At 72.7% G+C, this 26,424-nt stretch carries 22 protein-coding genes; 10 read left to right on the plus strand and 12 right to left on the minus strand.

Annotation, left to right across the window (positions count from 1 at the left end):
• Positions 1–56 precede the first annotated feature (56 nt).
• Positions 57–848: a VOC family protein gene (locus tag AB0D49_RS05650; protein ID WP_362751216.1), complete on the minus strand. Its 792-nt coding sequence runs from the start codon at positions 846–848 to the stop codon at positions 57–59.
• A gap of 372 nt (positions 849–1,220) precedes the next feature.
• Between AB0D49_RS05650 and AB0D49_RS05655 the strand changes: the two genes are divergently transcribed.
• Positions 1,221–1,466 (plus strand): WhiB family transcriptional regulator, encoded by a 246-nt coding sequence (locus AB0D49_RS05655; protein ID WP_362751219.1) that lies wholly within the window; start codon positions 1,221–1,223, stop codon positions 1,464–1,466.
• A gap of 112 nt (positions 1,467–1,578) precedes the next feature.
• Here AB0D49_RS05655 and AB0D49_RS05660 read toward each other — a convergent pair whose 3' ends face one another.
• The 5 genes from AB0D49_RS05660 to AB0D49_RS05680 all read right to left on the minus strand — a co-directional run bounded on the left by AB0D49_RS05660 (position 1,579) and on the right by AB0D49_RS05680 (position 8,354).
• Entirely contained in the window at positions 1,579–2,553 is a 975-nt protein-coding gene (locus AB0D49_RS05660; RefSeq protein WP_362751222.1) for an acyl-ACP desaturase, read from the minus strand.
• Positions 2,554–2,779: 226 nt separating this feature from the next.
• Positions 2,780–3,556 (minus strand): dimethylargininase, encoded by a 777-nt coding sequence (gene ddaH, locus AB0D49_RS05665; RefSeq protein ID WP_362752079.1) that lies wholly within the window; start codon positions 3,554–3,556, stop codon positions 2,780–2,782.
• A 101-nt stretch (positions 3,557–3,657) separates the two neighbouring features.
• A complete protein-coding gene (locus tag AB0D49_RS05670) occupies positions 3,658–5,952 on the minus strand; it encodes an excinuclease ABC subunit UvrA (protein ID WP_362751225.1) in 2,295 nt (764 codons plus the stop codon).
• Between the two features lie 10 nt (positions 5,953–5,962).
• The gene (locus AB0D49_RS05675; RefSeq protein ID WP_362751228.1) at positions 5,963–7,585 is read right to left on the minus strand and encodes an ABC-F family ATP-binding cassette domain-containing protein; all 1,623 of its coding nucleotides are present in this window, start codon (positions 7,583–7,585) and stop codon (positions 5,963–5,965) included.
• Positions 7,586–7,937: 352 nt separating this feature from the next.
• Positions 7,938–8,354 carry an SsgA family sporulation/cell division regulator gene (locus tag AB0D49_RS05680; RefSeq protein WP_362751231.1) on the minus strand — a complete coding sequence of 139 codons (417 nt, stop codon included), beginning with the start codon at positions 8,352–8,354 and terminating at the stop codon, positions 7,938–7,940.
• 271 nt (positions 8,355–8,625) lie between these two features.
• On the opposite strand from AB0D49_RS05680, the gene AB0D49_RS05685 reads away from it, so the two are divergent.
• On the plus strand, positions 8,626–9,735 hold the full coding sequence (locus AB0D49_RS05685; protein ID WP_362751234.1) for an oxidoreductase: 1,110 nt from the start codon (positions 8,626–8,628) through the stop codon (positions 9,733–9,735).
• A 74-nt stretch (positions 9,736–9,809) separates the two neighbouring features.
• A complete protein-coding gene (locus AB0D49_RS05690) occupies positions 9,810–10,532 on the plus strand; it encodes an endonuclease V (RefSeq protein WP_362751237.1) in 723 nt (240 codons plus the stop codon).
• Here the strand turns inward: AB0D49_RS05690 and AB0D49_RS05695 are convergent.
• Positions 10,481–10,669 carry a hypothetical protein gene (locus AB0D49_RS05695; protein ID WP_362752081.1) on the minus strand — a complete coding sequence of 63 codons (189 nt, stop codon included), beginning with the start codon at positions 10,667–10,669 and terminating at the stop codon, positions 10,481–10,483. The two genes, AB0D49_RS05690 and AB0D49_RS05695, sit on opposite strands and share 52 nt — an antisense overlap.
• A gap of 258 nt (positions 10,670–10,927) precedes the next feature.
• Here AB0D49_RS05695 and AB0D49_RS05700 point away from each other — a divergent pair, with 258 nt between their 5' ends.
• Positions 10,928–11,074 carry a hypothetical protein gene (locus AB0D49_RS05700; RefSeq protein ID WP_362751240.1) on the plus strand — a complete coding sequence of 49 codons (147 nt, stop codon included), beginning with the start codon at positions 10,928–10,930 and terminating at the stop codon, positions 11,072–11,074.
• Between the two features lie 148 nt (positions 11,075–11,222).
• Here AB0D49_RS05700 and AB0D49_RS05705 read toward each other — a convergent pair whose 3' ends face one another.
• Entirely contained in the window at positions 11,223–12,401 is a 1,179-nt protein-coding gene (locus AB0D49_RS05705) for a saccharopine dehydrogenase NADP-binding domain-containing protein (protein ID WP_362751243.1), read from the minus strand.
• A 90-nt stretch (positions 12,402–12,491) separates the two neighbouring features.
• Between AB0D49_RS05705 and AB0D49_RS05710 the strand changes: the two genes are divergently transcribed.
• The 4 genes from AB0D49_RS05710 to AB0D49_RS05725 all read left to right on the plus strand — a co-directional run bounded on the left by AB0D49_RS05710 (position 12,492) and on the right by AB0D49_RS05725 (position 17,735).
• The gene (locus AB0D49_RS05710; protein WP_362751246.1) at positions 12,492–12,878 is read left to right on the plus strand and encodes an MmcQ/YjbR family DNA-binding protein; all 387 of its coding nucleotides are present in this window, start codon (positions 12,492–12,494) and stop codon (positions 12,876–12,878) included.
• Positions 12,879–13,138: 260 nt separating this feature from the next.
• Complete coding sequence (locus AB0D49_RS05715; RefSeq protein WP_362751249.1) at positions 13,139–14,302, plus strand: CaiB/BaiF CoA-transferase family protein; 1,164 nt, start codon at positions 13,139–13,141, stop codon at positions 14,300–14,302.
• Complete coding sequence (locus AB0D49_RS05720; protein WP_362751251.1) at positions 14,299–15,513, plus strand: acetyl-CoA C-acetyltransferase; 1,215 nt, start codon at positions 14,299–14,301, stop codon at positions 15,511–15,513. Before AB0D49_RS05715 ends, AB0D49_RS05720 begins: the two co-directional genes overlap by 4 nt.
• Positions 15,514–15,557: 44 nt before the next feature.
• The gene (locus AB0D49_RS05725; RefSeq protein WP_362751254.1) at positions 15,558–17,735 is read left to right on the plus strand and encodes a 3-hydroxyacyl-CoA dehydrogenase NAD-binding domain-containing protein; all 2,178 of its coding nucleotides are present in this window, start codon (positions 15,558–15,560) and stop codon (positions 17,733–17,735) included.
• Between the two features lie 259 nt (positions 17,736–17,994).
• Here the strand turns inward: AB0D49_RS05725 and AB0D49_RS05730 are convergent, their stop codons facing one another.
• From AB0D49_RS05730 to AB0D49_RS05740, 3 genes are all read right to left on the minus strand, one after another.
• Positions 17,995–18,729 (minus strand): MerR family transcriptional regulator, encoded by a 735-nt coding sequence (locus AB0D49_RS05730; RefSeq protein WP_362751257.1) that lies wholly within the window; start codon positions 18,727–18,729, stop codon positions 17,995–17,997.
• Positions 18,730–18,932: 203 nt separating this feature from the next.
• Positions 18,933–19,829 (minus strand): arginase family protein, encoded by an 897-nt coding sequence (locus AB0D49_RS05735; protein ID WP_362751260.1) that lies wholly within the window; start codon positions 19,827–19,829, stop codon positions 18,933–18,935.
• A gap of 407 nt (positions 19,830–20,236) precedes the next feature.
• Positions 20,237–21,736, minus strand: coding sequence for a M1 family metallopeptidase (locus tag AB0D49_RS05740; protein WP_362751263.1), 1,500 nt, complete (start codon positions 21,734–21,736; stop codon positions 20,237–20,239).
• A gap of 221 nt (positions 21,737–21,957) precedes the next feature.
• Between AB0D49_RS05740 and AB0D49_RS05745 the strand changes: the two genes are divergently transcribed.
• The gene (locus AB0D49_RS05745; RefSeq protein WP_362751266.1) at positions 21,958–23,922 is read left to right on the plus strand and encodes a Xaa-Pro dipeptidyl-peptidase; all 1,965 of its coding nucleotides are present in this window, start codon (positions 21,958–21,960) and stop codon (positions 23,920–23,922) included.
• Positions 23,919–25,250: a M14 family metallocarboxypeptidase gene (locus AB0D49_RS05750; protein WP_362751269.1), complete on the plus strand. Its 1,332-nt coding sequence runs from the start codon at positions 23,919–23,921 to the stop codon at positions 25,248–25,250. The genes AB0D49_RS05745 and AB0D49_RS05750 overlap by 4 nt, the downstream gene beginning before the upstream one ends.
• Before the next feature lie 173 nt (positions 25,251–25,423).
• Here AB0D49_RS05750 and AB0D49_RS05755 read toward each other — a convergent pair whose 3' ends face one another.
• Positions 25,424–26,380, minus strand: a complete 957-nt coding sequence (locus tag AB0D49_RS05755; protein WP_362751272.1) for an FAD-dependent oxidoreductase — start codon at positions 26,378–26,380, stop codon at positions 25,424–25,426.
• Between the last annotated feature and the right edge of the window lie 44 nt (positions 26,381–26,424).

Raw genomic sequence — 26,424 nt, forward strand, 5'->3', positions numbered from 1 at the left:
CGGCACACCGAGCCCGCCTCACACCGCGCCCACCTCACCCCTGCCGGGGGCTCACCTCACCCCCGCCGGGGATTGGGCCGCAGCACCGCGAATCTCGCCCCGGAGGGGTCCGCGAGCCGCGCCACCCGCCCCACCTCGGGAATGTCCATGGCCGCCAGCCGGACCGCACCGCCCAGCTCCGCCGCGCGGGCGCACACCCGGTCCGGGTCGTCCGTGGCGAAGTAGGGGAGCCAGTACGGCTCGCCGCCCGCCTCCGTCGGGTCCTCGTCCAGCGGCACCAGTCCGCCGAACATGGTCTCCTCGTCCTGCCCGGCGGGATTGACGCAGGTGTAGGAGCCACTGGGGTAGCTGACCGAGGACGTCTCCCAGCCGAGCACCTTGTGGTAGTAGCCCGCCGCCCCCGCGATGTCCCGCGTGTACAGCTCGACCCAGACCAGCGCCCCGCTCTCACCGGCCGTCTCGAACCCGGTCATCCGCCCCGGCTGCCAGATGCCGTACGCCGCGCCCCCGCGGTCCGTGAGCATCGCCATGCGGCCCTGGTCCATGACGTCCATCGGCTCCGCCAGCACCGTGCCCCGCACCGCGCGGGCCGTCTCCGTCGTCCGGTCGGCGTCCGGTGTGTGGAAGAAGACGGTCCAGGACGGCGGCCCCTGCTCGGGCGTGACCGGCATCACACCCCCGACCGTCTTCCCGTCGAGCTGGAAGAAGCCGTAGCCCCCGGTGTCCGGTCCGGCGGAGCGCCACTGCCAGCCGAAGAGCCCCTGGTAGAAGGCGGTCGCCCGGTCGAGGTCGGCCGTACCGAGATCGACCCAGTTCGGTGCGCCGGTGACGAAATGGGTGCTGAGCATGATCACCTTCCCGGGGACATCACTGCCTGTTCACTGCCTGTCCGGTACCGCTGTCTGTCCGTCGCCGCTCCGGCGCACACACCGCGCACACCGTCCACTGCCGAGTCTCGCACCGCCCACTGACAATCGCTGCCGGAGCCGCCCCCGCCCGCGCGCCGCCGTGTGCCGCACCGTCCGGCGGGTGCACCATCGTTCCCGTCGCCACCGTCACCGCCCCGCGGAACCGGCCCGGGGGAGCGACCCCGGAAAACGTCCCCCGCAACCCCCGACAGACGCCCGGATATACGCCCCGACCGCCGAATCGCTCCCTCCTCGCTCCCGCGTATATCGCGCGTTGAGCGAACGTTTCGCGCGCCCCGGCACGCTCTTGGCATGCACTCCGATTCCCTCACCCCGGCCGCCCCCGCCTGGCAGGACCAGGCCCTGTGCGCACAGACCGGGTCGGACTTCTTCTTCCCCGAGCCGGGCAGTTCGGTGCGCGAGGCCAAGCGCATCTGCGGCATGTGCGACATGCGCCGCGCCTGTCTGGACTACGCCCTGGAGAACGACGAGCGCTTCGGCGTCTGGGGCGGTCTCTCCGAGAAGGAACGGCTGCACCTGCGCCGTCTCGTCCGCTGAGCCCGTCCGGTACGCCCGCCGTGTCCGGCCCGCCCATACCGCCGGACACGCAGCGGCGGCGCCGGGGATCCGCTCCCCGGCGCCGCCCTCTCCCACCGTCCCGGCGGTCGCGTCAGCCCTGTGCGCGCGCCGCCATCCGCGCCTTGCGCGCGGCCAGCTTCTCGTCGAACTTGAGCGCCTCCGCGTCCAGTCCGCCCATGAACATCCCGAGTTCCTCCTGCGCGTGGCGGCCCTCGGGGCCGAGCCCGTCGATCTCCATGATCTTCAGGAACCGCAGCACCGGCTGGAGCACGTCGTCGTGGTGGATGCGCATGTTGTAGACCTCGCCGATGGCCATCTGCGCGGCGGCCCGCTCGAAGCCGGGGATGCCGTGCCCCGGCATCCGGAAGTTCACCACGACATCGCGCACGGCCTGCATGGTCAGGTCGGGGGCGAGTTCGAAGGACGCCTTGAGGAGATTGCGGTAGAAGACCATGTGCAGGTTCTCGTCGGTGGCGATCCGGGCCAGCATGCGGTCGCAGACCGGGTCCCCGGACTGGTGGCCGGTGTTGCGGTGGGAGATCCGGGTCGCCAGCTCCTGGAAGGCGACATAGGCGACCGAGTGCAGCATCGAGTGCCGGTTGTCGGACTCGAAGCCCTCACTCATGTGGGACATCCGGAACTGCTCCAGCTTGTCCGGGTCCACCGCGCGGGAGGCGAGCAGATAGTCCCGCATCACGATGCCATGGCGCCCCTCCTCCGCCGTCCAGCGGTGCACCCAGGTGCCCCAGGCGCCGTCCCGGCCGAACAGGGAGGCGATCTCGTGGTGGTAGCTGGGCAGGTTGTCCTCGGTGAGGAGGTTCACCACCAGCGCTATCCTGCCGATCTCGGTGACCTTGGAGTGCTCCTTCTCCCAGGGCTCGCCGTCCTCGAAGAAGCCGGGGAAGTTACGGGCGTCGCTCCAGGGCACGTACTCGTGCGGCATCCAGTCCTTGGCGATCTTCAGATGCCGGTTGAGTTCGGTCTCGACCACTTCCTCCAGGGCGTACAGCAGCCGTGCGTCGGTCCACACGGAGGGGCTGCCGAGGTGCGGAGGGGTGATGGTCACAGGAACTCCAGGGGGACGTCGTTCGAGGGGGACGGGACCGGCGAGCGGAGCCGGAACCTACGGGATCGTAGGCTACGAACCCGTAGGTTACGAAACCGTAGGTTAAGTCCGCGGTAAAGGCCCCAGGTCACGCCCTACGCTGCGGAAATCCGTGCGTGTCGGTCCGGCGGCGGAGCCCCCTCGGGGACCGCGCATACGCGGGCCGTCCGGGTGGGGCGGCCACCTGTCAGGCGTACAGCTCCCGCAGCCGGACCGAGAGGCATGTCACACAGCCTTCCAGCTTCTCGAACTCGCTGATGTCCACCAGGACCGGCGCGTAGCCCAGATCCTGGAACAGCTCCGCCGTCTTCGGCGCGCTGGCCGCCATGAGCAGCGTGTCGCCGCCCAGGAGCACCACATGTGCCCCGGACTCCTCCGGCACCGGAAGGAAACGCCCGAACAGCGACGGCGTGTCCATGAGCGGCACATGCCCGATGACCGTCCCGTCGGGCAGCGCCGTGACCGCCGACTTCAGATGCAGCACCTTGCTCACCGGCACGGTCACCACCCGCGCCCCGAGCGGCTCGAACGTGGCCCGCAGCTGCTGGACCCCGGCCGCGTTGGTGCGCCCGCCCCGGCCGACGTAGATCGTGTCCCCGATCTTCAGCACGTCGCCGCCCTCCAGGGTGCCCGGCTCCCACACCCAGTTCACGGAGCAGCCGAGCCCGGCCATGGCCTGCTCCACCCCGTGGGTCTCCCCACGGCGGGACTCGGCGCCGGGCCGGGCGATCAGGGCCACGTTCTTGTACACGACCACGGTGTCCTCCACGAACACCGCGTCCGGGCAGTCGTCGGCCGGGGCCGCCTCGGTGGTCTCCCAGCCGTGCGCGGCGAGCACGTCCACATAGGACTCCCACTGGGCGGCGGCCAGCTCCGGATCGATCTCCGTGCGTTCGACATGGGTGACGAGCCCCTCGGCCAGTCGGGGACCGGGGCGGCGGACAAGGGCCTTCTTGCTGGGCACGAGGGAACACTCCGGATCGGCGACGGCGGCGGCGGTGCCGTCATGGGGCACCGGTGGGCCATGATGCAGTGCCGCTCGGTGCGGACGAAACCCCCCGTATGTCAGGCCGTGGCGCGCCGCAGATGGTCCGCGGTGAACGACCCGCGCGTGTCGAGGAGTTGGCGCGGGGTTCCCTCGAAGATCACTTGTCCGCCGTCCCGGCCTCCGTCCGGTCCCAGGTCCACGACCCAGTCCGCGTGCGCCACCACGTCCAGGTTGTGCTCGACCACGATCACCGTGTTGCCGCCGTCCACGAGCCGGTCCAGCAGCGCCAGCAACCGGTCCACGTCCGACATGTGCAGCCCCGTCGTCGGCTCGTCCAGGACGTACACCGCGCCCGTGTGGTGAAGCCGGGTGGCCAGTTTGATCCGCTGGCGCTCACCGCCCGACAGCGTGGACATGGGCTGTCCGAGCGCGAGATAGGTCAGACCGACGTCGTTCATGGCCTGGAGCCGCCGCCGGACGCCCGGCTCGGTGAGGAACCCGAGGGCGTCCCCGGCGGTCATGTCCAGCACGTCCGCGATGGAGTGCCCGCCGACCGTCAGCCGCAGTACCTCCTCCTTGAACCGCCGTCCACGGCAGTCCGGGCAGACGGTGGTGACCGGGTCCATGAAGGCGAGGTCGTTGTAGATGATCCCGCGGCCCTCGCAGGCAGCACAGGCCCCGGTGGAGTTGAAGCTGAACAGCCCGGCGTCCGCGCCCGTCTCCCGCGCGAACAGCCGCCGCACCGGGTCGAGCACCCCGAGGTACGTGGCCGGGGTGGAGCGCCCCGAGATGCCGATCGCGGACTGGTCGACGACCACCGCCTCCGGGTGCGCCTCGGTGAACTGCGCCACCAGGGTGCTCTTCCCGGATCCGGCGACTCCCGTGACCGCCGTGAGGACCCCGGTCGGGAACTCCACCGTCACCCCCCGCAGATTGTGCCGGTCCGCCCCTTTCACCCAGCGCCCTCCGGCCGCCTCCCGGACGGGCTCCTTGACCGCCGTACGCCGTCCCAGGCAGCGTCCCGTCGGCGTGTCGGCCGAGGCCAGCTCGCGCGGGGTGCCCTCGAAGACCACTGTGCCGCCCGCCGCCCCCGCGCCCGGCCCCATGTCCACCACATGGTCGGCCAGCGCGATCACATCCGGGTCGTGCTCCACCACCAGCACCGTGTTGCCCTTGTCCCGCAGCCGCAGCAGCAGATCCCCGAGCCGCCCCACGTCCCGTGGATGCAGCCCGACACTGGGCTCGTCGAAGATGTACGTCATCCCGGTGAGGCTGGAGCCCAGGTGCCGTACGGTCTTCAGCCGCTGGCCCTCGCCGCCGGACAGGGTGCCGGTCTCCCGGTCCAGGCTGAGATAGCCGAGGCCGATCGCGGTGATCCGCTCCAGCGCGGCGACCGCCGCCGCGGCGATCGGCCGGGCCACCGGGTCGTCGATCTCCCGCAGCACCTCGACCAGATCCGTGACCTGCATCCGGGCGCAGTCCGCGATGGACCGCCCGCCGATCAGCGACGCCAGCGCCGCCGCGTTCAGCCGTGCGCCCCCGCACAGGGAGCACCCGCCCTCCACCAGGAACCCGTTCACCAGGTCGCGGGTCTTCTGGCTGAGCGCCGACAGGTCCCGCTTGAGATAGAGCCGCTCGAACCGGTCGGCGAGCCCCTCGTAGTCGGTGACCCAGGTGCCGCCCGAGCCGCTGATGGTGACCTTGCTGCCGGACCGCCCCCGCATCAGGAACTCCCGCTCGGCCGCCGTGAACGCGCCGACCGGCTTGTCCGGGTCCAGCTCCTCGGTGTTCACATACGTCTGTCCCTGCCAGGTCCCGGCCGTGAACGGAGGGAAGCGCACCGCCCCGTCCGCGAGGGACAGGGCGGGGTCCAGGATGCGCTCCCAGTCGGGCTGGACCGTACGGCCCAGCCCGTCGCAGCGCGGGCACATGCCCGCCGGATCGTTGAACGAGTACGCCGTCGCCGCGCCGGCGCTCGGTGTGCCGTGCCGGGAGAACAGCACCCGCAGCACCGAGTAGACGTCCGTCATGGTGCCGACCGTGGAGCGGGAGTGCCCGCCGATCGGCCGCTGGTCGACCACGATCGCCGGGGCGAGGTCCTCCAGCGCGTCCGCCTGGGGCCGCTCGTACTTGGGCAGCCGGTTGCGCACGAACCAGGTGAACGTCTCGTTCAGCTGGCGCTGGGACTCCACCGCGATGGTGTCGAACACGACGGACGACTTCCCGGACCCCGACACGCCGGTGAACACCGTCAGCCGGCCCTTGGGAATCCGCAGGGAGACGTCCTGGAGGTTGTTCTCCCTGGCGCCGGTGATGGTCAGATGACCGCCGGGCCAGGGAGAGCGGGCGTGGAACTCGTCGAACTCAGGCATGAGGCCGACGCTAGGCGTCAAACCCGACAGCCTCTGGCGTGATTTCCGAGAGTTCGCCGTCCAGCAGCAGCCAGCGGGTGATCCCGATGGACTCCAGGAACGGCACATCGTGACTGGCCACGATCAGCGCGCCTTCATATCCCTCCAATGCCGTGGTGAGCTGCCGGACGCTCGCCATGTCCAGGTTGTTCGTCGGTTCGTCCAGCATCAGCAGTTGCGGGGCGGGCTCCGCCAGCATCAGCGCCGCCAGGGTCGCCCGGAACCGCTCACCGCCGGACAGGGTGTCCGCCCGCTGGTTGGCCCGCTGGCCCCGGAACAGGAACCGGGCGAGCCGGGAGCGGATCTGCTGGTGGGTGGCGCCCGGCGCGAACCGGGCCACGTTCTCCGCCACCGTCAGCGCGTCGTCCAGCACATCCAGCCGCTGGGGCAGGAAACGCAGCGGCACATGGGCCGTCGCCGTCCCCGCCACCGGCTCCAGCTCCCCGGCGATGGTCCGCAGCAGGGTGGTCTTGCCCGCCCCGTTCCGCCCGACGAGCGCGATCCGCTCCGGACCGTACAGATCGAAACCACCGTCCACCCGGGCGCCGTAGCGCAGCTCCAGCTCCCGCAGTGTGAGGACCGTCCGCCCGGCCGGGACGGCGGTGTACGGCAGGTCGACGCGGATCTCGTCGTCGTCCCGCACCGCGTCCACCGCCTCGCCCAGGCGCTCCTTGGCGTCGCTGAGCCGCTCCTCGTGCATGATCCGGTGCTTGCCCGCGGACTCCTGCGCCGTGCGCTTGCGCTCTCCCATGACGATCTTGGGTTCGCGCTTCTGCTCGTACATCTTCTGCCCGTACCGCTTGCGGCGGGCCAGTTTGACCTGGGCGTCGGCCAGTTCGCGCTTCTGCTTGCGCATATCGGCCTCGGCGACCCGGACCATCCGCTCGGCGGCCTCCTGCTCGGCGGCGAGCGCCGCCTCGTAGGCGGAGAAGTTCCCGCCGTACCAGGTGATCCCGCCGGAGCGCAGATCGGCGATCTGGTCCACCCGGTCCAGGAGTTCCCGGTCGTGGCTGACCACGACCAGCACCCCCTGCCAGGTCTCCACGGCCGCGTACAGCCGCTTGCGGGCGTACACGTCCAGGTTGTTGGTCGGCTCGTCCAGCAGCAGCACGTCCGGCCGCTCCAGGAGCAGCGCGGCGAGGCGCAGCAGCACGGACTCGCCGCCGGAGACCTCACCGATGGTGCGGTCCAGGTCGACATGGCCGAGCCCGAGTTCACCGAGCGTGGCCAGGGCGCGTTCCTCGACGTCCCAGTCGTCGCCGATGGTCTCGAAGTGTGTTTCGGACACGTCACCGGACTCGATGGCGTGCAGCGCGGCCCGCTGCTCGGCGATACCGAGCGCGCGGTCGACCGGCAGCGCGGTGTCGAGGGTGACGTTCTGCGGGAGATAGCCGACCTCGCCGGTGACCCGGACGGTGCCGTCGGAGGGCTGGAGCTCTCCCGCGATGAGTTTCAACAGGGTCGACTTCCCTGATCCGTTGACGCCGACGAGTCCGGTGCGACCGGCGGCGAAGGAGACATCCAGACCCTCGAAGACGGGGGTCCCGTCGGGCCAGGCGTAGGACAGGGAGGTGAGGGTGAGCGACGTAGACATGGGGGCCTCGCGGTTGCTTGGTGTGACGGGGTGGCAGCAACGCGTATCGAGACACCGGGGCGGCGACGCGGGACGGCGGGAGGGGAGTCCTGGATCAGCGGAGGTTCAGAGATTCAAGAGAAAGCCCTGTTCCGCGGGGGGACGGCTCGCGATGCCGAGGTCGCACGCAACGCACACGTCAGGCGTGTGGCGGAGGTGTCTCAGGACCTCAGACGAGCAACGTCCTTCTCCAATCGGCGACAACAGGACGCCCCCAACGTACGAAGGGGGGTGCGGGGATGTCAACGGGTTTTCTGCGGAAGATCGCCGCGGAGCCGGGGACGAGCCGGGGTCGGGCCGGGCGCGGCGGCGCTCAGTGGGCGTCGCGCAGCAGGTCGGCGAGGCCCCGGTCCAGATCGAACCGGAGGTGCTCCAGGCCCTCCGGGACCAGCGCGCCGGTCGCCCCCAGGAAGCGGCGCACGTCCGCCGAGTGCAGATGGATCACGGCGGTGCCCTCCGGGGCGTGGAACTCCAGCACCGTACGGTCGTAGCCGTACGGGCGGGCGCGTACGTCGCCCTCGCCCGCCGGGCCGTCCAGGCCCTCGGCGAGCAGGTCGCGCGCGAAGGTCCAGCACACCTCCACGCCCTCCAGGGTGGCCTGCGCGGGGAAGGTCATCCGGACCGCGAACGGGTCCCTGGGGTCGTAGTGCAAGGTGGCGGGGATGTGCGGCATCCGGGGCGCGGCGGCGACGAGGCGGGCCTCCACGGGCTGCTCGATGACAGTGCTCATGGCCTTGCTCCCTCTGGTACGGCGGAACGGCTGCCGGCGGACCGGCGGCACCGCTCCGGACGGATGAGGCCGGTCATGAGGAAAGACGAAAGAACCGGCCAAGAAGTGCACTGCCTTCCCGGTGACCTCTGTCACCGTGCTTTACACGCCCCTGACGCCTTCAGTTTCCAGGCCGTTTCGGGCATATCCATTTCTTTCGCTGCACGCCTGCCCCGGGACGCCCCCTGGACGGCCCTGTTCGCGTCGGCTAGCTTCCCCCGCCATGGGACCCATGGGGAGAGCGCGGGACACGGGACGTACGGGGCGCGCGCGACGCGCGGTGGCCGTGGGGGCGGTGCTGGCGGCGGTGCTCACCGCGCTGACCGCCGTACCGGCCCAGGCCGGGCAGCGGGGCCACGGGGGCGGCGCCCCGCAGTGGCGGCAGACCGACACCGGCACGCCCGAGGTGCGCTACCGGGGACTCGCCGCCGTCAGCCGGGACACCGCCTGGGTGGCCGGAACCGGCGGGACCGTGCTGCGCACCACGGACGGCGGCGCGCACTGGCGGAACGTCTCCCCGCCCGGCGCCGACGGCCTCCAGTTCCGGGACGTCGAGGCGTTCGACGCCCGCCGCGCGGTGGTGCTCGCCATCGGCGAGGGCGAGGCGTCCCGGGTGTACCGCACCGAGGACGGCGGCACGACCTGGACCGAGAGCTTCCGCAACCCCGATCCGCGCGCCTTCTACGACTGTCTCGCCTTCTTCGACTCCCGCAACGGGCTGGCGATGAGCGATCCGGTCGACGGAAAGTTCCGCATCCTGTCCACCCGGGACGGAGGCCGCTCCTGGCGGGTCCTCCCGGACACCGGCATGCCGCCCGCCCAGCCCGGCGAGGCCGGGTTCGCGGCCAGCGGGCAGTGCCTGGTGACCGCCGGGACCCGGGACGTATGGATGGCCACCGGGGGCGCGGCACACGCGCGGGTGCTGCACTCCGCCGACCGCGGACTGACCTGGACCGCCGCCCGGAGCCCCGTCCCGGCGGGCGACCCCGCGCGGGGCGTCTTCGCCCTCGCCTTCCGCGACCGCGCCCACGGCCTCGCCGTCGGCGGCGACTACCGCCCCGGCGAGGCGTCCCCCGAGGCCGCCGCCCGCACCACCGACGGCGGCCGTACCTGGCGCCCGGCGGCCACGCCCCCGCCCGCCTACCGCTCCGGCGTCACCTGGCTCCCGCACAGCCGCACCACGGCCCTCGCCGTCGGCCCCACGGGCACCGACCTGACCACCGACGCGGGCCGCACCTGGCGCACCGTCGACCCGGGCTCCTACGACACCGTGGACTGCGCCGCCGACCGGGGCTGCTGGGCGGCGGGGGAACGGGGACGGGTGGCCCGGCTGACCCGCTGAGCCCCCGGAGCCCGTCGCCGAGACCGCCGCGCGGCCGGGCCGATCCTGGCGGGAGGCCCTAGGATCGCCTCACGATGACGACGGTGGAGATCCCCGAGGACTGGCCCACGACCGAGGCGCAGGCCCGCGCGGCGCAGGACGCGCTGCGCGCGCGGGTCGTCCTCGACGACGAGGGACCGGCACCCGGCACGGGCCGGGTCACCGGGGTCGACGTGGCCTACGACGACGAGCGCGACCTGGTCGCCGCTGCGGCCGTCGTCCTGGACGCGGCGACGCTCGACGTGGTCGCCCAGGCCACCGCCGTCGGCCGGATCTCCTTCCCCTACGTCCCCGGCCTGCTCGCCTTCCGGGAACTGCCCGCCGTCCTGGCCGCCCTCGCCGCGCTGCCCGGCCCGCCCGGACTGGTCGTCTGCGACGGCTACGGCCGCGCCCACCCCCGCCGCTTCGGCCTGGCCAGCCACCTCGGTGTGCTGACCGGCCTGCCGGTCATCGGCGTCGCCAAGAACCCCTTCACCTTCACCTGCGACCCGCCCGGCCCCCGGCGCGGCGCGTCCACCCCGCTGCTGGACGGCACCGAGGAGGTCGGCCGGGCGCTGCGCACCAGGGACGGGGTCAAGCCCGTGTACGTCTCGGCGGGGCACCGGGTGGGCCTCGACACGGCCTGCGCCCACACCCTCGCGCTCACCCCCGCCTACCGGCTCCCCGAGACCACCCGCAAGGCGGACGCCGCCTGCCGGGCGGCACTTCAGGAGGCGGTCACGCGCCAGGCGCCGACCTCGGCGTACTCGGAGTCGTAGACCGCGCTGCCGTCGCCCGGCCGGATGGCGTAGTGGCCCATGTTCCCGCCCCAGTACCGCAGGATCCTGCCCAGTTCACGCACCGGGTCCTTGGCCATCGCCCCGTCGTCCAAGGTGACCTCCAGGACGAACTTCATGCGTTCCACCCGCCTTCCGCCGCTGATCGGCCGCGACCTCCTGCCGGCCCGGCTCCCTTCAAGTGTTTCATTGAAGTCCTTGTAGGGACTTCTGGCCGCTGTGGCATGAGAAGGGGGACCAAAAGTCTCAAACAGGGGGCATAGGAGGGGCGTACGGCCTGGGCGATGGCGTGCGGGCGGCTGAGTACATCGGGTGAGTACGACGGCTGAGTAGCTGTACGGATGTCATGGACCCGTCCCCGGCGACAGGCTGGGCGTATGACGACACACCACGCACCGGAGCCCCTGACCGAACCCGGCCGTCCCGTCGGACCCGTGGTGACCGCGGCGCTCGTGCTGGCCGTGCTGTCGGGGCTCGGGTGGATCGCCGGGATGATCTACACGCTGATGGAGTGGGGTTTCTGACCGAGGGCGCCCCATGGGGCGTGTTCCCTGAGGTGCCCCGTCCGGGCGTGTTCACCGGGGCGCTCCATATGGGCGTGTTCCCGGGGGCGCTCCCTGCGGGGCCTGTTCCCGGGGGCGCTCCCTGCGGGCGGGACCCGGAGGGGGCGTGTCAGCGTGTCGCGGCCACCCGGAAGACGATCCCCGCGCGGACGAGCCGTTCGGTGAGCGCGTCGCCCATGGCGGCGGCCGTGGTGACCTGCCCGGCGGTGTCCGGCAGCGGGTCGAGCGCGAAGGACAGCGCCGCCTCGGCGAACATCTTCGCCGTCTCCCCGTACCCCGGGTCGCCGCCCGAGACCTCCGTGTAGACCCGCCGTCCGCCGCCCTCGCCGACGAACCGCACCGAGAACCAGCTGCGTTCGCGCCGCTCCGCGTCCGGTCCGTCGCCGGGCCGGTAGCGGTCGGACAACCAGCGCCGCGCGGGCGGCAGTTGTACGGCGGCGGCCAGCGCCCCGAACGCGGTCACCCCGCCCAGCGCCGCGGGCAGCCGACGGACGGCGAAGTACTGGCGGTAGCGGAAGTCGGGTCCGTAGCGCTCCAGCGCGTGGGCCGAGCGGCGCACGATCTGCGGGTCCAGGGTCGGCATCGGCAGCGCCCACGCCCCGACCTCCGGGGCGAACCGGGGGACTCCGGTCGGGGCGGTCGCCCGCCGCTCCACCAGCCGGGGCTCATGGCGGCGCCGGTCCCGCGCGGCGGCGCCCATCTGCCGCAGCCGCGCCATCTGGCCCAGCGTGGACGCGAAGGTGCCGCCGGAGAACATCGCGTCGGCGGTCACATAGCCGTCCACGGTCAGCGGGACGCCCTCCGGGAGCTGCCGCACGGTGAAGTAGGCGCCCAGGTCGTACGGGATCGAGTCGAACCCGGCCGCGTGCAGCAGCCGGGCGCCGGTCTCCCGCGCGCGGGAGTCGTGGCGGACGTACATCAGGTCCACGAACTCCGGCTCGCCGCTGAGATCGAGGTAGTCCGTGCCCAGGTCGGCGCAGGCGGCGACGAGTTCCTCGCCGTAGGTGAGGTAGGGGCCCACGGTGGTCGCGATCACACGGGTCTGTCCGGCGAGGGCGCGCAGTGCGGCCGGGTCCCCGGCGTCGGTCGGGAGCACTCCGACCCGCTCCCCGCCGGGCAGCCGCTCGCACAGCTCCCGCAGCTTGCGCTCGCTGCGCCCGGCGACGGCCCAGCGGACCTCCTTCGGCGCGTGCGCCGCCAGGTACTCGGCGGTGAGCACGCCGACGAAGCCGGTGGCTCCGAACAGCACGATGTCGTAGGCACGGTCGTCCGTGTTCCGCATGGTCATGCCGCTCCTCGGTGCCGAGCCCGCGCCGCTGTCAGTGGCTGAGGCTAGCGTGAGAAGTGCGGAGCCCGACGACGAGTCCGGAGGTTCGAGGTGACGTTCACCGCTCATGCCCTGAACAAGTGGGAGAAAGCGCGCGCGTTCGCGCTCGGACTGCCCGGCGCGGTCGAGGAGTTCCCGTGGGGCGAGACCGCCGTCAAGGTGAACGGGAAGGTCTTCGCCTTCATGGGCGTGGCCGACGGCAGCCACCCGCTGCGGATCACCGTGAAGCTCCCCGACGAGACCACCCACGGGCACGCCCTGGCCGCCCCGGACGCCGCACCAGCCGGGTACGGACTGGGGCGGGCCGGCTGGGTGGTGGTCCCCCTGGAGCCGACGGGCGCCCCGTCCGCCGACCTGCTGTGCGACTGGGTGGAGGAGAGCTATCGCGCCCTCGCGCCGAAGCGGCTCATAGCGGAGCTGGACGGGGGCGCCGCGTAGGCGCTGGCGGGTGCCAGGGCGTCTCCGGGGGCGTCTCCGGGCGACCAGGTGTCTCCGCGTGGGCGTTGTCCGGCCCGGCGAGCGGCACCCGCCCGCCCTGACGGAGCCGCCCGTGCGCGGTACGCCCGGCACGCGCCACAATGGACTAAGCGCTTGCTCGTTCTAGCCTTGTGCCGACTGGAACACGTTCTTAACATCCTTCCTAACGTCTATGACACCACCGGTGTAACAACATCGCTGTCACAGTGATCGGGGGCCGCATGGCAGGGACACCCGGACGGGGTCCGCTCAGCGGGGTGCGCGTGGTCGAGCTGGCCGGGATCGGCCCCGGCCCGTTCGCCGCGATGCTCCTGGCCGACCTGGGGGCCGACGTGGTCCGCGTGGACCGTCCCGGGGGCCCCGGAATCGCCGTCGACCCCGCCCACGACCTCACCAACCGGGGCAAGCGGTCGGTGCTGCTGGACCTCAAGACGCCGGACGGCCCCGCCCGTGTGCTGGATCTCGCCGCCCGCGCGGACATCCTCGTCGAGGGCTACCGCCCCGGGGTCGCCGAGCGCCTCGGCGTCGGCCCCGAGGACTGCCACGCCCGCAACCCGGCCCTGGTCTACGGCCGGATGACCGGCTGGGGCCAGGACGGACCGCTGGCCGCCAGCGCGGGGCACGACCTCGCCTACATCGCCGTCACCGGCGCCCTCGGCCTGATCGGCGCCCCGGACCGCCCCCCGCCCGCCCCGGCCAACCTCCTCGGCGACTACGCGGGCGGCTCCCTGTACCTCGTCGTCGGCGTCCTCGCCGCCCTGCACCACGCCCGCGCCACCGGCACCGGACAGACCGTGGACGCCGCCATCGTCGACGGCACCGCCCACCTCGCCACGATGCTGCACGGCATGCTCGCCACCGGCGGCTGGCAGGACCGGCGCGGCGCCAACCTCCTGGACGGCGGCTGCCCGTACTACGACACCTATGAGACCGCCGACGGGAAGTACATGGCCGTCGGCGCGCTGGAACAGCGCTTCTACGACGAGTTCGTGCGGCTGCTGGGCATCGCCGGCGAGGCCCCCGCCCGCAAGGACCTCGCCCGCTGGGACGAGCTGCGCACCCTGATCGCCGCCCGCTTCCGCACCCGTACCCGGGACGAATGGACCGCCGTCTTCGCGGGGTCGGACGCATGTGTCGCCCCCGTGCTGTCGCTGCGCGAGGCCCCCGGGCATCCGCAGCTCGCCGCGCGCGGCACCTTCACCGACCACGCGGGACATGTACAGCCCGCCCCCGCGCCCCGCTTCTCCGCCACCCCCGCCGCCCTGCGCGGCGGCCCCGCCCTGCCCGGCGCGGACACGGCGGAGGTCGCCGCGGACTGGGACGTCCCGGCCCTCGCACCCCCCGACCCCGCTCCCCACGAGAACCCCCGAAAGGCTGCACCGTGAGCACCGAAGCGTATGTGTACGACGCGATCCGCACCCCGCGCGGGCGCGGAAAGGCCAACGGCGCCCTGCACGGCACCAAGCCCATCGACCTGGTCACCGGCCTCATCCACGAGATCCGGGCCCGTTTCCCCGGTCTGGACCCGGCGGCGATCGACGACATCGTGCTCGGGGTGGTCGGCCCGGTCGGCGACCAGGGCTCCGACATCGCCCGGATCGCCGCCATCGCCGCCGGACTGCCGGACACCGTGGCCGGGGTCCAGGAGAACCGCTTCTGTGCCTCGGGCCTCGAGGCCGTCAACATGGCCGCCGCGAAGGTCCGTTCCGGCTGGGAGGACCTGGTGCTCGCGGGCGGCGTCGAGTCGATGTCCCGGGTGCCGATGGCCTCGGACGGCGGCGCCTGGTTCAACGACCCGATGACCAACCTCGCGGTGAACTTCGTGCCCCAGGGCATCGGCGCCGACCTGATCGCCACCATCGAGGGCTTCTCCCGCCGGGACGTCGACGAGTACGCGGCACTGTCCCAGGAGCGCGCCGCCAGCGCCTGGAAGGAGGGCCGCTTCGACCGCTCCGTCGTCCCGGTCACGGACCGCGCGGGCCTGGTCGTCCTCGACCACGACGAGCATCCGCGGCCCGGCACCACCGCCGACTCCCTGGCCCGGCTGAAGCCGTCCTTCGCCGACATCGGCGAACTCGGCGGGTTCGACGCCGTGGCGCTCCAGAAGTACCACTGGGTGGAGAAGATCGACCACGTCCACCACGCGGGCAACTCCTCCGGCATCGTGGACGGCGCCGCCCTCGTCGCCATCGGCTCGAAGGAGGTCGGCGAGCGCTACGGCCTCACCCCACGCGCCCGGATCGTCTCCGCCGCCGTCTCCGGCTCCGAGCCGACCATCATGCTCACCGGCCCCGCGCCCGCCACCCGCAAGGCGCTCGCCCGCGCCGGGCTGACCATCGACGACATCGACCTGGTCGAGATCAACGAGGCGTTCGCCGCCGTCGTCCTGCGGTTCGCCAGGGACATGGGCCTCAGCCTCGACAAGGTCAACGTCAACGGCGGCGCCATCGCGCTCGGCCACCCCCTCGGCGCCACCGGCGCGATGATCCTCGGCTCCCTGGTGGACGAACTGGAGCGCCAGGACAAGCGGTACGGCCTCGCCACCCTGTGCGTCGGCGGCGGCATGGGCATCGCCACCGTCGTCGAACGCGTCTGACCCTTCCCAGCGGCAGCCCTCAGCAGACCTCAACGGAGAACGTCATGACCACGAGCACCACCATCCGCTGGGAACAGGACGACACCGGGATCGTCACCCTCGTCCTGGACGACCCCGACCAGTCCGCCAACACCATGAACCAGGCGTTCCGGGACTCCCTCGCCGTGATCACCGACCGCCTGGAGGCCGAACGCGACTCCATCCGGGGGATCGTCCTCACCTCCGCCAAGAAGACCTTCTTCGCGGGCGGCGACCTGCGCGACCTGATCCGCGCCACGCCCGGGACCGCGCAGGAGGTCTTCGACGGCGGCATGGCCATCAAGCGGAACCTGCGCCGGATCGAGACCCTGGGCAAGCCCGTCGTCGCCGCCCTCAACGGCGCCGCCCTCGGTGGCGGCTTCGAACTCGCCCTCGCCTGCCACCACCGCATCGCCCTCGACACGCCCGGCTCCAAGATCGGCTGCCCCGAGGTCACCCTCGGTCTGCTGCCCGGCGGCGGCGGAGTGGTCCGCGCGGTCCGGCTCCTCGGCATCACCGACGCCCTGCTGAAGGTCCTCCTCCAGGGCACCCAGTACAGCCCGCGACGCGCCCGGGACAACGGACTCGTGCACGAGGTCGCCGACACGCGCGAGGAGCTGCTCGCCAAGGCCCGCGCCTACATCGACGCCCACCCCGCGTCCCAGCAGCCCTGGGATGTGCCCGGGTACCGCATCCCCGGCGGCACCCCCGCCCAGCCCCGGTTCGCCGCCAACCTGCCCGCCTTCCCGGCCACTCTGCGCAAGCAGACCGGCGGCGCCCCCTACCCGGCGCCGCGCGCCATCCTGGCCGCCGCCGTGGAAGGTGCCCAGGTCGACTTCGACACCGCCCAGCTGATCGAGGCCCGCTACTTCGTGGAACTCGCCACCGGGCAGACCGCGAAGAACATGATCCAGGCGTTCTTCTTCGACCTCCAGGCCGTCAACGCGGGCGCCAGCCGCCCCCGGGGCGTCGAGCCCCGCCCGGTCCGCAAGGTCGCCGTCCTCGGCGCCGGGATGATGGGCGCCGGGATCGCCTACTCCTGCGCCCGCGCGGGCATCGACGTCGTCCTCAAGGACGTCTCCGCCGAAGCCGCCGCCCAGGGCAAGGGCTACTCCGAGAAGCTCTGCGCCAAGGCCGTCGCCCGGGGCCGCACCACCCAGGAGAAGGCCGACGCGCTGCTCGCCCGGATCACGCCCACCGCCGAGGCCGCCGACCTCGCGGGCTGCGACGCGGTCATCGAGGCCGTGTTCGAGGACACCGGGCTCAAGCACAAGGTGTTCCAGGAGATCCAGCACATCGTCGCCCCCGACGCGCTGCTCTGCTCCAACACCTCCACCCTCCCCATCACCGCCCTCGCCGAAGGCGTCGAACGCCAGGACGACTTCGTCGGGCTGCACTTCTTCTCACCGGTCGACAAGATGCCGCTGGTCGAGATCATCAAGGGCGGACGCACCGGCGACGAGGCCCTCGCCCGCGCCTTCGACCTGGTCCGGCAGATCAACAAGACACCGATCGTGGTCAACGACTCCCGCGGCTTCTTCACCTCCCGGGTCATCGGCCACTTCATCAACGAGGGCGTCGCCATGGTCGGCGAGGGCATCGAACCCGCCTCCGTGGAACAGGCCGCCGCGCAGGCCGGGTACCCGGCCAAGGTGCTCTCCCTGATGGACGAGCTGACCCTCACCCTGCCCCGCAAGATCCGCAAGGAGACCCGCCAGGCGGTCGAGGAGTCCGGCGGCACATGGACCCCGCACCCCGCCGAGACCGTCATCGACCGCATGGTCGACGAGTTCGGCCGCACCGGCCGCAGCGGCGGCGCCGGGTTCTACGACTACGCCGGGGACGGCACCCGCACCGCCCTGTGGCCGGGCCTGCGCGAGCACTTCACCCGCGCGGACGCGGAGATCCCGTTCGCTGACATGCAGGAGCGCATGCTCTTCGCCGAGGCCCTGGACACCGTACGGCTGCTGGAGGAGGGCGTCCTGACGTCCGTCGCCGACGCCAACATCGGCTCGATCCTCGGCATCGGCTTCCCCGGCTGGACCGGCGGCGTCCTCCAGTACATCAACGGCTACGACGGCGGCCTGCCCGGCTTCATCGCCCGCGCCCGGCAACTCGCCGAGCGCTACGGGGAGCGCTTCACGCCGCCGGCACTGCTGGTGGCCAAGGCGGACCGAGGGGAGACGTTCACGGACACCCGCTGAGGACGCCCCCGCGCGGGTAGGCCCCCGGCGCCCTGACGGAGCCCTACCCGCGCGTGACCCGCTCCCCTTTGAGCGGGCGCCGAAAGGCTGTCAGTCGCGCCCGCACGACGATCGGCTGCGTATGCTCGGCGGCGCCCTACCCGCGCGGGTCCGTGACCTGCTCCCCTTGCTGCCACGCCCGTAGCTCCTCCTTGAGCGAGCGTTGAAAGGCCGTCAGCAGGGCCTGCACGACGATCGGCTGCGTATGCCCGGCGGCGCCCTACCCGCGCGGGTCCGTGTCCCGCTCCCCTTGCTGCCATGCCCGTAGCTCCTCTTTGAGCGAGCGCTGAAAGGCCGTCAGCAGCGCCTGCACCACGATCGGCTGCATATGCGCCGACAACGACCGCACCGCGTCGCTGTCCCGCTCCGCCACCTCCGCGCGCAGCAGCCCCGACAGCTCCCGGGCCGCCGCGCGCGAGTGCTCGATCAGTACGGTGCGGGCGGCGACGATCGCCTCCGGGGACAGCGGTACGTCGAGCAGTTCGACGCCGAGCCGCAGGAGGGCGGGCTCCACGCGGAACGCCGCCGTCCCGTCGGCGGTGATCACGCCCATCGCCGCCAGGCGCGCCAGGTCCGGGTCGCCCAGGTCACGCCCGGCGCGCCGGGACAGCTCCGCGCGGTCCACCGTCTCCAGCGCGTCCGGCGCCCACGCGGCGACCACCGCGCGGTGGATAGCGAGGTCGTCGGCGCTCAGGTCGGGCGGCAGGCGGTGCACGTACCGTTCGATGGCGGCCAGGGTCATGCCCTGGTGGCGCAGCTCCTCGATCAGTGCGAGGCGGGCGAGGTGTGCGCGGCCGTACTGTCCCACGCGGCGCGGGCCCAGCGCGGGGGGTGGGAGCAGGCCCCTGGTGGCGTAGAAGCGGACCGTGCGTACGGTGACGCCGGCCCGTGCGGCCAGCCCGTCGACGGTCAGGGGGTCGGCCCCCGTCTCCACACCCTCACGACGACGATTCATGCGCAGCAGTATCACCGACGGGGTGAGCGAGGTCTCGTGTGACCTGCGGCCCGGTGGGGGCAGTTCGCGCAGTTCCTCCCCCAGAGGGGGTACCCCCAGCGCCCCTAGGGGGTGACCCCTCCAGGCGTCGGGGACGGCCGAGGCTTTCAGGGGCGCGGGGAACTGCGCGAACAAGCCCCACCGGCCCGCACACACCCCCGACCTCACCCCACCCCCCGTGCCCTCTCGAACGCCCCCACCACGCACTCGGTGAACCGAAGCGCGATATCGCCCCCCGCATCCAGCCGAGGATTGAAGATCGTCACCGACATCCCCCGAACCCCCGGATCAGCCAGCGCAGCACCCAGCACCGCATCCAACTCCTGCCAAGCCAGCCCACCCGACAACCGGTAATCCACCGCCGGCATCACCGCGTCGTCCAGGACATCCGCGTCCAGATGCACCCAGTACCCCTCCCCGCCCGACTCCCCGGACAGCACCTCCAACGCCTCCCGCGCAGCCCCCACCGCCCCGATCTCCCGCACGGTGTGCAGATCCAGCGCGAGCAGTTCGTCCGGCAGCGGCTGCACCCCGAACACCGCCGACTCCGCCGCGTCCCGGAAACCGAACGCCACCACGTCCTCGTCCGCGACCAGCGGCCCGCGCCCCTCCAGATCGGCCAGCACGCCCGGCCCCCGCCCCGTCGCGAGGGCCAGCGCCATGGAGGCCACCTCGCCCACCGGCTCGGCCTCCGGCTGGTAGAAGTCGGTGTGGCCGTCGAGGAAGAACACCCCGTACCGTCCCCGGCGCCGCAGCGCCAGCAGATTGCCGAGCAGGATGCTGCAATCCCCGCCGAGCACCAGCGGGAACATCCCGTCGTCCAGCACCGCGCCCACCGCGTCCGCCAGCCGTACGGAGTAGTCGGCGATACCCGCCGGATTGAGCACCCCGGTCTCCGGGTCCCGGTCCGGCAGATAGGGCGGCGGCTCGACCCGCCCGGCCCGTACCGCCCGCAGCCCCTCGGCGAGCCCCGCGCCCAGCAGCGCCTCGGGCAGTTCCTCGACCCCGGTGGGCCGCAGTCCCAGTACGGACGGTGCCTCGATGATCGCGACGTCCCGCACGCTACGGCTCCTTCGCTCACGTCCGAAGGCCCGCCCGGCGGGCGCCCGGCCGACCCGCGCGCACGACGACGACCCGTGCGGTACGGGCCCTCCGGCGCACAGGCCCACCGTAGACCGAGGGACGCGCCCCGGCGCGTCAGCACCCGGGCGCGTCCCGGCACGTCACTGTGGAGCCACTCCAACGCCGCGTGGGCGTCAGGGCGCGTGCCCCTGGTGCGTCGCCGTGCTTCGGCTGCGGGGCCGTCTCTGTGGGCCGGTGTCCGTCGCCGCGGACCCGGGCGCGTCCCCACTCCAACGCCGCGTGGGCGTCAGCGCGCGTGCCGTCGTGCTCAGCCACCGCGTGGGCCGCGAGGCCGCCGCCGCGTGCCCACCGCCGTCGACGCGCCCACGCCGACCCCGCGCGGACGTCAGTGCTCATGCACCCCATTGGTCGCCGCGATCTTCTCCCACGACTCCGGTGGCGAGAGCCGTGAGGCCGCCGCGCGCCCGGCGTCGACCGCGTCGGACGCCGCCGGTGCCCCCGGCTTGACCGGCTCGTACAGCCACGTCTGGAACAGCGTGGTCAGCGACTGCCCGCTGATCCGTTCGGCGTAGCGCCGGAAGTCGGCGACGGTCGCGTTGCCGTGCGCGTACGCGCGGGGCCAGCCCTTGAGGATGGCGAAGAAGTCGCTGTCGCCGATCGTGTTGCGCAGCGCCTGGAGGGCGAGCGCGCCGCGGTCGTAGACGGCGATGTCGAACTGGTGCTCGGGCCCGGGGTCGCCCGGCGGCACCGTCCAGAACGGGTCGTCGGCCGTACGGGAGGCGTACACGTAGTCGGCGATCTCCTGGGCCGTGCCCTCGCCCTCGTGCTCGGACCACAGCCACTGGGCGTAGCGGGCGAAGCCCTCGTTGATCCAGATGTCCTGCCAGCCGGTCACCGACACCAGATCGCCGTACCACTGATGGGCCAGCTCATGGACGACGACGGAGGTGTTGGAGCCGTTCACGAACTGGCGCGGGCTGTAGAAGGGCCGGGTCTGGGTCTCCAGCGCGTAGCCGGTGCCGGTGTTCGGGACGTAGCCGCCGACCGCGTTGAAGGGGTAGGGGCCGAAGTAGCCGGTCAGCCAGTCGGTGATCTCGCCGGTCCGCTCGATGCTGGCCCGCGCGGCGGCCTCGTAGTCACCGAGGTCCTCGCTGTAGGCGTTCAGCACCGGCACACCGCTCTCGGTGGTGGAGCGGGTGATGTCGAAGCGGCCGACGGCGAGCGTGGCGAGGTACGTGGCCTGTGGCTTGTTCGAGCGCCAGTTGTAGCGGGTCCAGCCCGCGCGGGAACTCGTGGACTGGAGGGTCCCGTTGGAGATGGCCTGAGTGCCATCGGGGACCTGCACGGAGACGTCGAAGGTGGCCTTGTCGAGCGGGTGGTCGTTGCTGGGGAACCACCACCAGGCCGCCTCGGGCTCGTTCGCGGCGACCCCGCCGTCCGGGGTGCGGTGCCAGCTCGTGAAGCCGTACGCCTCCTTCGAGGAGGGCACGCCGGAGTAGCGCACCACGACGGTGACCGCCGTACCCTTGGCCAGTGGTGTGCGCGGAGTGACGACGAGTTCATGGACGCCGGACGTGGTGAAGGCGGCGGGGATGCCGTTGACCCGGACCTCGGAGACATCCAGCAGGAAGTCCAGGTTGAACCGGGACAGGTCCTGCGTGGTGCGGGCCAGCAGGGTCGCGGTGCCGTCCAGCCGGTCGGTGCCGGGCCGGTACGTCAGCCGCAGGTCGTAGTGGGATACGTCGTAGCCGCCGTTGCCGTAGTCCGGGTAGTAGGGGTCGCCGATGCCCGGCGCGCCGGGGGAGACACCGGCGGCCGATGCCGGGACCGCCAGCAGCAGCGAGGCCGCGGCGAGCGCTCCCGGCGCGATGATTCTGCGGTGCACGAAGGCTCCAAGTCGTAGGGGGTGGAAGGCTGTTCGAACCCTATGTACGCCCCGCCCCCGCCCCGCTGTCCATGGCCACGCCTGTCACACGATCGCCATTCGGCCGACATCGACGCACCTCGCCTCACTGCGCCCCACCGGCGACTTCCGGCCACCTTCTCCACAGGTGTCGCACAGATGCCGTCTTCTGCCCGGGAATTGACGGGGGTACCGTCCGCCCCATGCCGAAACGCACGCGCTTCACGATCTGGAGACCGCTCGCGACGGCGGCCACGGCCGCCCTGATGGCCACCGTCCTGACCGCACCGGCAGCACAGGCCAAGGCCCCGCACACCCCGCGCACCAGCCAGCCCGTCCACTCCTACGAGAACGCCGTCCGCGAGGCCGTCTGGGTCGACACCCGGCTCGACGGGGACGGCGACGGCCGCACCGACCGGGTCGCCGTCGACATCGTCCGCCCCGCCGAACCCGCCCGCGAGGGCCGCCGCGTCCCCGTCATCATGGACGCCAGCCCCTACTACTCGTGCTGCGGACGCGGCAACGAGAGCCAGCGCAAGACGTACGACGCGGCCGGGAACGTGGTCCAGATGCCGCTGTACTACGACAACTACTTCGTCCCGCGCGGCTACGCCGTCGTCGGTGTCGACCTGGCCGGGACCAATCGCTCCGACGGCTGTGTGGACGTCGGCGGACGCTCCGACATCCAGTCCGCGAAGGCCGTCGTCGACTGGCTCAACGGCCGCGGCACCGCCTACACCACCCCCACCGGCACCACCCGGGCCAAGGCCACCTGGAGCAACGGCCGCACCGGCATGATCGGCAAGAGCTACGACGGCACCATCGCCAACGGGGTCGCCGCCACCGGCGTCGAGGGCCTGGAGACCATCGTCCCGATCGGCGCGATCTCCTCCTGGTACGACTACTACTTCGCCCAGGGCGCCCCCCTCTTCGGCTCCGGCCCCGACTGGCTGTCGAACTACGTGGAGAGCCCCGCCGCCCGCGCCCGCTGCGGCGCCGTCCAGGAGGACATCGTCGAGGGCGCCCCGCGCTCCGGCGACTGGACCGGCCTGTGGACCGAGCGGAACTACGTCCCCGACGCCGACCGAGTGAAGGCCAGCGTCTTCGTCGTGCACGGCACGCAGGACCTCAACGTCCGCGCCAAGCACTTCGGCCAGTGGTGGGACGCCCTCGCCAGGAACGGCGTCGACCGCAAGATCTGGCTGACCCAGGCCGGTCATGTGGACCCCTTCGACTTCCGCCGCGCCGACTGGGTGACCACCCTGCACCGCTGGTTCGACCATGAACTGCTCGGCTACGACAACGGCATCGACGACGAACCCATGGCCGACCTCGAACGCGCCCCCGACCAGTGGGTCACCTCCACCACCTGGCCGCCGCGCACCACCGGCACCGTCCGCCTCAAGCCCGCCCAGGGCACCGCCCCCGGTGTCGGCACCCTCGGCCAGCGCACCGGCCGCGGCACCGAGACCTTCACCGACGACCCGACGCGCGACGAGGGCGACTGGGCCACCGACATCGGCGTGTCCACCCCCGAGAAGGCCGGGTTCGTCACCGGACCGCTCACCCGCGACCTGCGGCTGTCCGGCTCCTCGAAGGTCACCGTCACCGCCGCCGCCAGCACCCCGACGGCCCATCTCTCCGCCGTCCTGGTCGACCTCGGCCCGGCCACCATCCGGGACTACGCGGCCTCCGGCGAAGGCATCACCACCCTGCCGCAGCGCACCTGCTGGGGCGCCAGCACCCCGGGTGACAGCGCCTGCTTCCGCGAGACCGCCGCGAAGACCACCGCCGTCGAGCACACCGTCGTCAGCCGCGGCTGGGCCGACCTCGGCCATCACCGGGGCGACGGCAAGGGCACCCCGCTCACCCCGGGCAAGAAGTACACGATCACCTTGGACCTGGCCGCCACCGACCATGTCGTCCCGGCCGGACACCGGCTCGCCCTGATCGTGGCGGGCACCGACGAGGGCCTCATCGAGCCGCCCGCCGACACCCCTGCCCTCACCCTCGACCTCGCCCGCACCACGGCGTACGTCCCGGTCGTCGGCGGCACCACCGCCTTCGCCCGTGCCACCGCGGGCGCCACGGCGACCGCCCCCGCCGCCGGACTCGACGGTGTCGAACCGCCCCGGACCGTCCAGCGCGTCCCGGAGGGAGGCCGGTGAAACACCGCATACAGGCCCTGACCCTGACCCTCGCGGCCGTCACGGCGGCCCTGACCGCCGCCCCGGCACACGCGAACCCGGCACATGTGCCCCCCGCCCAGGAGACCCGCGCACAGGAGGCGCCTCCACGCACCGGCTTCGAACGCACCGACGGCGCCCGCTGGACCACCCAGCCCGAGGAACAGCGCTTCCTGACCGCCGTCGACCGCGCCAGTGACCGGGTCTCCGTCACCCGTATCGGCACCACCGCCCAGGACCGGCCCCTCCAGCTCGTCCGGGTCGGCGCCCGCGCGGGCGCCACCACCGTCCTGCTGGTGTGCAGCCAGCACGGCGACGAACCCTCCGGCCGCGAAGCCTGTCTCACCACGGTCCGGGACCTCGCCTACGCCACGGACCGCGCCACCCGGCGCTTCCTGGACCGCACCACCGTCCTGGTCGTGCCCACCGCCAACCCCGACGGCCGGGCCGCCGACACCCGGGGCAACTCCGACGGCGTCGACATCAACCGCGACCATGTGGCCCTCGCCACCCGCGAGGCTCGCGCCCTGGCCGCCGTCATCCGCGACCGGCGCCCCGACGTCATCTACGACCTGCACGAATACGGGTCCACCCCGCGCTACTACGACAAGGACCTGTTCGATCTGTGGCCCCGCAACCTCAATACGGCGTCCGCCGTCCATGACGAGGCGCAGACCCTCTCCCGGACCTATGTACGGCCCGCCGCCCAGGCCGCCGGGTACACCACCGGCACCTACGGCATCTGGACCGACCCCGTGACCGGTGAACCGGTCCGGCAGGTCGCCGGGGACGGACAGGAACGCATCCTGCGCAACATGTCCGGCGCCAAGCACGCCGTCGGACTGCTCATCGAGTCCCGCGTCGACCCGCTCACCGACGCCGAGCAGGCCGACGAGGCGCTCAACAACCGGCGCCGGGTCCACTCCCAACTGGCCGCGCTCGACGGCCTGTTCGGCTACACCGACGACCGTCGCGCCCGGCTCGGGACGGCGACGGCCGCCGCCCGCCTCGCCGGGTACCGCGACACCGGCCCGGTCTATCTCGGCGGCGCCGACAACGACCCGCCCGAACCCGCCGAGGTGCTCCAGGACCCGCCCTGCGCCTACCGCCTCACCGACGCCCAGTACGCGGACGTCGGGGACGAACTCGCGCTGCACGGCGTCCAGGTCCGCCACGACCGGCGGGGCAGCTACGTACCGCTGCGGCAGTCGCTGCGCGCGCTGGTGCCGATGCTGCTGGACGGCCGGGCCACGTACCACCTCACGGCCGCCACGCCCGACCCGGACTGCGGGCACCCGTCCGGCGGTTGAGCGACATCCGGTTCATGAGGACCGGTCCGTGAGGGCCGGTCCCTGACGGACGGCGGGGCGGGGACACACCTCCCGCTCCACGGAGGTCAAGCCTCCCGTCGTACGGGGGACACCTCCCGTTCTACGAGGGGGGCATACCTCCCGCCCCGCCACCCACAGGTCACCCCCGCCCGTCACGCCCCGCACCACCCCGCCGCCTCCTCCGCGCAGCCCCACGCCACCGTCACCCCGGCGCCCCCGTGCCCGTAGTTGTGCACCAGCAGCCGCCCGCCGGGCTCCCGCTCCGCCGCCAGCCGCACCGCGTCCCGCGCCGGACGCAGCCCCACCCGGTGCTCCAGCACCCGCGCCCCCGCGATCTCCGGCCGCAGCTCCGCGCAGCGCCGGACGATCGCCGCCGCCACGGCCGGGTCCGGAGCGGTGGACCACTCGCCGTCCTCCGCGGTGCCGCCCAGCACCAGCCGGTCGCCGTGCGGAAAGAAGTACGTGCTGTCCGTCGCACCGGAGTCGGCGGCCACCACCCAGGTCTCCAGCCCCGGATTGGCCACCACCACCAACTGCCCGCGCACCGGCCGCACCGCCGGGTCCGGCACCAGCTCACGGGCGGCCAGCCCCGTGCAGTTGACCACGACCGGCGCGTCCGCCTCCGGGAACCCGGGGGACACCGACCGCTCCTGCACCGTGCCGCCCGCCGCGCGCAGCCGCTCGCGCAGCCACCCCAGATGCGTCCGCATGTCGATCAGCGGCAGCCGCGCCCACATGCCCGGCCCCCCGGCGTACTCCCGCTCCCGCGACGCCCGCACCGCCAGCCGGTCCCCGGCCCACCCGCGCACCTCGTCAGGGTCCGTCTCGGCGAGTACCCCTTCGACCATCCGTACGCCGGTCTCCGGCCCCCGCTCCGCCAGTTCCTGGTACACCGTCAGCGACCGCAGCGCCCACGCGTGCACGGACTCGGCCGGCTCGATCCGGTACGGCCACCACAGCGCGCCCGCAACCGCCGAGGTGGTCCGCTCGGCCGCGTCCCGTGTCCACAGCCGTACGTCCCGGCCCCGCTCGGCCAGCACCACGGCCGTCGTCAGCCCGATCACCCCACCGCCGACGACGATCACGTCGTCCCGCTCTTGGCCCGTCACACCGCGACCGTAGCGGAATGTGTCATGCCGCGCTCAGGGAGGTG

The sequence above is a fragment of the Streptomyces sp. NPDC048290 genome, from assembly GCF_040652095.1.
Classification (GTDB): domain Bacteria; phylum Actinomycetota; class Actinomycetes; order Streptomycetales; family Streptomycetaceae; genus Streptomyces.